Origin of the sequence: Agrobacterium sp. NPDC090283, assembly GCF_044769685.1 — a bacterium.
Taxonomy (GTDB): Bacteria; Pseudomonadota; Alphaproteobacteria; order Rhizobiales; family Rhizobiaceae; genus Agrobacterium.
Genome location: NZ_JBIVYG010000028.1, coordinates 41,117 through 47,116 on the forward strand (window position 1 = coordinate 41,117; position 6,000 = coordinate 47,116).

Annotated in this window: 4 protein-coding genes; all 4 read right to left on the bottom strand. The window is 61.5% G+C overall.

What is annotated here, in order from left to right; translation table 11 throughout:
- Nucleotides 1–71 precede the first annotated feature (71 nt).
- Nucleotides 72–980 (bottom strand): myo-inosose-2 dehydratase, encoded by a 909-nt coding sequence (iolE, locus tag ACIQUH_RS26305; RefSeq protein WP_400820789.1) that lies wholly within the window; start codon nucleotides 978–980, stop codon nucleotides 72–74.
- Between the two features lies 1 nt (nucleotide 981).
- A complete protein-coding gene (iolD, locus tag ACIQUH_RS26310; protein ID WP_400820791.1) occupies nucleotides 982–2,808 on the bottom strand; it encodes a 3D-(3,5/4)-trihydroxycyclohexane-1,2-dione acylhydrolase (decyclizing) in 1,827 nt (608 codons plus the stop codon).
- Nucleotides 2,805–4,721, bottom strand: coding sequence for a 5-dehydro-2-deoxygluconokinase (iolC, locus tag ACIQUH_RS26315; RefSeq protein WP_400820793.1), 1,917 nt, complete (start codon nucleotides 4,719–4,721; stop codon nucleotides 2,805–2,807). The genes iolD and iolC overlap by 4 nt, the downstream gene beginning before the upstream one ends.
- A gap of 206 nt (nucleotides 4,722–4,927) precedes the next feature.
- Nucleotides 4,928–5,743, bottom strand: a complete 816-nt coding sequence (locus tag ACIQUH_RS26320) for a MurR/RpiR family transcriptional regulator (RefSeq protein WP_400820795.1) — start codon at nucleotides 5,741–5,743, stop codon at nucleotides 4,928–4,930.
- Nucleotides 5,744–6,000: the final 257 nt, after the last annotated feature.

Sequence of the window (6,000 nt, forward strand, 5' to 3'; positions counted from 1 at the left end):
GATTCCTGTGACAAGCACAGGAATGAGGGAGGAAGAGCTTCAGGCTTCCGCTGCCCAAGGCAGGAAAGGCTTCAAGCAGCCTCAGCCTTATCCAGCCCCGCTTCGCGCGCAAAAGCCTTCAGCGATTTCAGCCCCAGGCTCTGATATTCGAACGGGTTGCGCACATCCGGATCCTGTTCCGCCTCGATCACCAGCCAGCCGCTGTAACCATGCTCGGCCGCCACCTTCAGCACCGGCGGAAAGTTGACGCCGCCTTCGCTGTCGCCGGGAACGGTGAACACGCCGCGGCGAACGCCTTCGAGGAAGGAAAGCCGCTCGTTGCGCACCTGATCGGCAATGACGGGACGCACGTTCTTGGCATGGATATGGCCGACACGGCCCATATATTTCTGCGCGACGCGCACGGGATCGCCGCCGCCGAACAGGCAATGGCCGGTATCGAGCAGCAGATGCGTCTTCGGACCTGTATGCTTCATCAGCAGGTCGATTTCCTCTTCGCTCTCCACCACCGTTCCCATGTGATGGTGATAAACGAGGGTGATGCCCTGTTCTGCGGCAAAGGCGGCCAGCGCCTCGACACCCGCGCCGAATTTTGCCCAGTCCTCGGCCGCAAGGCGCGGACGGTCGACCAGCGCCGTGTCGTCAGCGCCATGGATGGCATTGGAGGTCTCGCAGACGATGATGACCTTCGAGCCCATGGCCTTCAGGAGGTCAAGCGCCGGCTGCATGGCCTTCTTTTCGGATTCGATGTCATCGGTCAGGAGGTTCAGCGAATGCCAGCCGGAGACGAAGGAGAGGCCGCGCGGCGAAAGCACGCCCTTCAGGCCTTCCGGCTCCGTCGGGAACTTGTGGCCCTTCTCGATGCCGTCGAAACCGATTTTCGCGGTTTCATCGAGGCATTGCTCCAGGCTGATATGGGCGCCCAGCGTGCGGTCGTCGTCGTTGGACCAGGCAATCGGGTTGGTACCGTAACGGATCATCTTACTGTCTTTCCTTGACATGGTTTTCATAACGGGCGCGGGCCGGGCCGATTTCGGCGCGGTCGGACACTTCAGGCACCGCGACATCCCACCAGTGACCGCCGGCCTGCGGCGTCGGATAGGGGTCGGTGTCGATGACGATGACGGTGGTGCGGCTGGAGGCGCGGGCGGCGGCAAGCGCCTCTTCCAGCTCGGCAATGGTGGAGACCTTGCGCGCATCCGCCCCCATCGAGCCGGCATGGGCCACGAAATCGATGGCGATGGGGTTGACGTTGGTGTGGGCGTAGAGGTTGTTGAACTCCGCGCCACCGGTTTCCATCTGCAGGCGGTTGATGCAGCCATAACCCCTGTTGTCGGTGATGACGAGCGTGATCTTCACGCCCATGGCGACCGATGTGGCAAGCTCGGAATTCATCATCATGTAGGAGCCGTCGCCGACCATGACGATCACGTCGCGGTCCGGTTCCGCCATCTTGATACCGAGGCCGCCGGCCACCTCATAACCCATGCAGGAGAAGCCATATTCCATGTGATAGGAGAGCGGCAGCTTGGATTTCCACAGCTGGTGAAGCTCGCCCGGCATGGTGCCTGCCGCGCACATGACGACGGTATTGTCACGCGACTGGCGCTGTACGGCGCCGATCACCTGCATGTCGGTGGGCAGGCTGTTGGCATTGTCCTCGCCCGGCGCCGCCGTATCGGCATCGGCCTTTTCAAACCATGCAGCTTTCAGGTCGGCATTGGGCGCCGCGAAACGGTGACTGCCAAGCGCTGCGGAGAGCTTTTCAAGCCCGATCTTCGCATCGGCCGTCAGGCTGATCGCATCGTGCTTGGCGCTGTCATAGGGCTGAACGTTGAGCGCCAGGATCTTGCGGTTCGGGTTCTTGAACAGCGCCCAGGAGCCGGTGGTGAAATCCTGAAAACGGGTGCCGACGCCGAAGACCAGATCGGCCTTCTCGCTGATGATATTGGCGCTTTCCGCACCGGTAACGCCAACAGGGCCGAAATTGAGATCGTGATCCCAGGCCAATGCCGATTTACCGGCCTGCGTTTCCACGACGGGGATGGAGTGCGTTTCGGCAAAGCGCTTCAGCGTCTCGGTTGCGCCGGCAAAATGAACGCCGCCGCCGGCAACGATAACAGGGTTCTTCGCCGCTTTAAGCGCAGCAACCGCCTCTTCGAATTCAACGACATCCGGCTCGGGACGGCGCTGGCGCCAGACGCGTTTTTCGAAGAAACTTTCGGGGTAATCATAGGCTTCCGCCTGCACATCCTGGCAGAAGGCGAGCGTGACGGGGCCGCAATCGGCAGGGTCCGTCATGGTGCGCATGGCGCGGGGAAGCGCCGTCAGCAACTGTTCCGGCCGCATGATACGGTCGAAATACCGGCTGACCGGGCGGAAGCAGTCATTCACCGTCATGGTGCCGTCGCCGAAATCTTCGAGCTGCTGCAGCACCGGGTCGGGGCCGCGATTGGCAAAGACATCGCCGGGGATCAACAGCACCGGCAGGCGGTTGACATGCGCCAGCGCTGCCGCCGTCACCATGTTGGCCGCGCCCGGGCCGATGGAGGAGGTGACCGCCATGGCGCGGCGGCGGCGCAGCTGCTTGGAATAGGCGATGGCCGCATGGGCCATGGATTGCTCGTTCTGGCCACGATAGGTCGGCAACTCGTCGCGGATGCCATAAAGCGCTTCGCCGATACCGGCGACATTGCCATGGCCGAAAATCGCCCACATGCCGGCAATATAGGTTTCGCCATGCTCATTCATCTGCGCTGCCAGGTAACGAACCATGGCCTGCGCAGCCGTCAATCTGATTGTCTTCACGCTGCCTCTCCCTTTTTGGCGCGCGCCTCATCCCAAATACGGCACAGGCTGGTGTAACGCTGCGCCATGTCCTTTACCGCTTCCTCGTCGGTCATCTTGCCCGAAAGCCAGCCGCGGGCGGCTTCCGCAAAGATCGTGCGGCCAACGGCGAAACCTTTGACCAGATCGAAACCGGCCGCAAGGCGGAAGCTTTCTTCCAGCTCGCTTTGCGGTGCGTCGAGACCGAGAACGACAATGCCCCGCACGTAAGGGTCGTTGCGATTGACGGCGTCGCAGGCATTCTTCCAGGCGGCGCGGGTCTTCATCGGCTCCAGCTTCCACCAGTCGGGGTAAACGCCGATCTCGTAAAAACGCTCGATGATGCGGGCGGCGGTCAAATCGTCGGTCGGGCCGACCTTGGAGGGGATGACCTCCAGCAACATTTCCAGCCGGTTGCGCCGTGCCGCCTCGAACAGGCGCATCACGGTCTCTTCCTGCGCGGCGCGCATCTCCTCGGTATCATCGGGGTGATAAAAACACAGAACCTTGACGACATTTTCAAGCGGCCATTCCGAAAGCCCGCCAAAATCCTTGCCGAGATCGGGTTCCAGCGTCAGCGGGCGCGAGCCCGGCCATTCCACCGGACGGCCGATCCAGAGGCCGGAGCCGCTGGCGGCAAACAGGGCGTCGCGGCCAAGGCGGCCGTCGCAGAGAATGCCGTAACCCGCCTCGCCACCGGAAACTTTCTGTGCGGCCTGAAGGCAGAGCGTCTTGAAAGCGCCTATCTGCTCGTGCTTGACGCCAAGTTCGTCGGCGATCGCTTCCAGCTGCATGCGGTGGTCGAAAGCGAAGACGCGCATCGTCTCCCAGTCGCCCTTGCGGTTTGTGGACCAGTGCACCTGCTCCAGCGCCTCGTCCTTGCGCAGCGCCTTGTTGCGGATGCCGGCCTTGAAGAAATATTGCAGCTCTTCCCAGCTCGGATAGGCCGGCGTGCAGCCATGGCGGGAGACGGCAAAGGCGCCGCAGGCATTGGCGTATTTCAGCGTTGTGGGCCAGTCTTCGCCGCGCAGCCAGCCACGGAAGAGACCGGCCATGAAGCCATCGCCGGCACCCAGAACGTTGAAGACCTCAATCGGGAAACCTTCGCCGGTCTCGCCATCATCGAGGCTGGCAGGAATATCGCCGGCGAAAACCGAAGCACCCATCGGCCCACGCTTGCACACCAGCGTCGCGTTCGAAACCTTGCGCACGGCCTTCAACGCGGTCAGCGTATCGGTGGAGCCACCGGCAATGTGGAATTCCTCTTCCGTGCCGACGATGAGATCGAATAGATGCAGGGTGGATTGCAGCTTGGCGGTGACCTTCTGCGATTCGACGAAACGGCTTTCGCCATCGCCATGGCCAGCCACACCCCAAAGATTGGGGCGGTAATCGATATCGAGCGCGGTCTTCGCGCCGTTCTCTCTGGCGAGTTTAAGCGCCTTCAGCACGGCCGCTTCTGTTCTTGGATGCGACAGATGCGTGCCGGTGGCACAGACGCAGCCGGCCTCGGCAATGAAGGCGGGATCGATATCGTCTTCGCTGAGCGCCATGTCGGCACAATTTTCGCGATAGAAAATCAGCGGGAACTGGTTCTGGTCACGAATGCCGAGCAGCACCAGCGCGGTCAGCCGCTCCGGGTCTGTCTTCACGCCGCGCACGTCAACGCCTTCACGCACCAGCTGTTCGCGGATGAAACGGCCCATATGCTCGTCACCCACACGGGTGATGACGGCGCTGTTGAGCCCGAGGCGCGCGGCGCCGGCGGCGATATTGGTGGGGGAGCCACCAATATATTTGGCAAAGGAGGCCATGTCCTCCAGACGGCCGCCGACCTGCGAACCGTAAAGATCGACAGACGAGCGCCCGATCGTGATGAGATCAAGTTTTTTCAAAAGGTTCCTCCTTCGGGCCGCCTGTTGCGGCGGCCTGCCTCATATGTTTGGAGCGACACCGGGCGAAGCCGCCCGCACCCTTCGCCATCCCGTTCCGGCGGGCCTCCTCCGCCCACTGTCACCCGTCACGAGACGGACGATGATGGAATGCCCGTTTCATGGATTTGGATCATAAATTCTATTTTTTCCATTTTCAATAAAAATATTCAGGCCGTCTTGCGAGTTCCCACAGCAACCGCCAGCGTGATGGCGAGACAGAGCGTGGCCGAAAGCGAGCGGAATGCGCCGAAATCGATCTCGGTGACGGTCAGCAGTGTGGCGCCGGATTTCCGGAGCGGATTGACGGCGGAATCGGAAAGCGCCACGACCGGAATGCCGTTGGCGCGGGCGTTTTCCGCCAGTTCCAGCGTCTCAGTGGAATAGGGCGAGAAGGTGATTGCGATCAGCGCGTCGTCGCGGGAAATGGCGCTGATATTGCCGAGCCCGCCGACCGCGCTGTGCAGAACCGCCGGCACTTTCATCTTCTCGAAGGCGTAAGCGAGATAGCTGGCAATCGGGAATGAGCGGCGCAAACCGATGATATGCACGGTGCGCGCGCCGGCCAGCGCCGAAACCGCCTCGTCAAGCTGGCGTGTATCGACCGATTTCAGCAGCATTTCCAGCGAGGACCGGCCGGCCTCCACGAATTCCGCCAGCAGGCCGGAGGCGCTCTCGTCGCCCTTTTCCCGCAGATGGTCGAGCCGCGTGGCATAATCCGGCCAGCCGCCGACATAGGAATCACGGAACAGGCGCTGCATTTCCGAAAAGCCGGAAAAGCCCATGATCTGGCAAAAGCGCATGAAGGCCGAAGGCTGCACGCCGGCCCCATCAGCCATTTCGGCGACGGTGGAAACGGCGATGCGATCCTGATTGGAGGCGACATAATCGGCACATTGCCGCAACCGCTTCGGCAGGCCCTCCGCGACCTGGAGCAAGCGCTCCTCAAAAGCCTTCACCGAATCTGGCGCCTCGATTGCCGTCATTGTCGTTCCCTTATGCAGACTGAAATCGTGTGCAGTTTAACTGCAATGGAATTTTTATTCCATTGGGTTTTTTGAGGGGCGGGGAAATGAGACATGGGTGGGTTTTTGATGGACGCAGGCTGACCCGCACACTCCCCCTCATCCCTGTGCTTGTCACAGGGATCCTGTGTATTGCACTTGTGTTATAAGAGTTGCGGGCGGAAGGCCGTCGGGGTCCTGGTCGATTGAGACCGTTTGCTGGCTTTGGCCTCCGCCCG

What these genes read in the sequence shown, in the direction of transcription:
- ACIQUH_RS26320 (WP_400820795.1), bottom strand. Translation starts at nt 5,743, where the DNA reads ATGACGGCAATCGAGGCGCCAGATTCGGTGAAGGCTTTTGAGGAGCGC.
- iolE (WP_400820789.1), bottom strand. Translation starts at nt 980, where the DNA reads ATGATCCGTTACGGTACCAACCCGATTGCCTGGTCCAACGACGACGAC.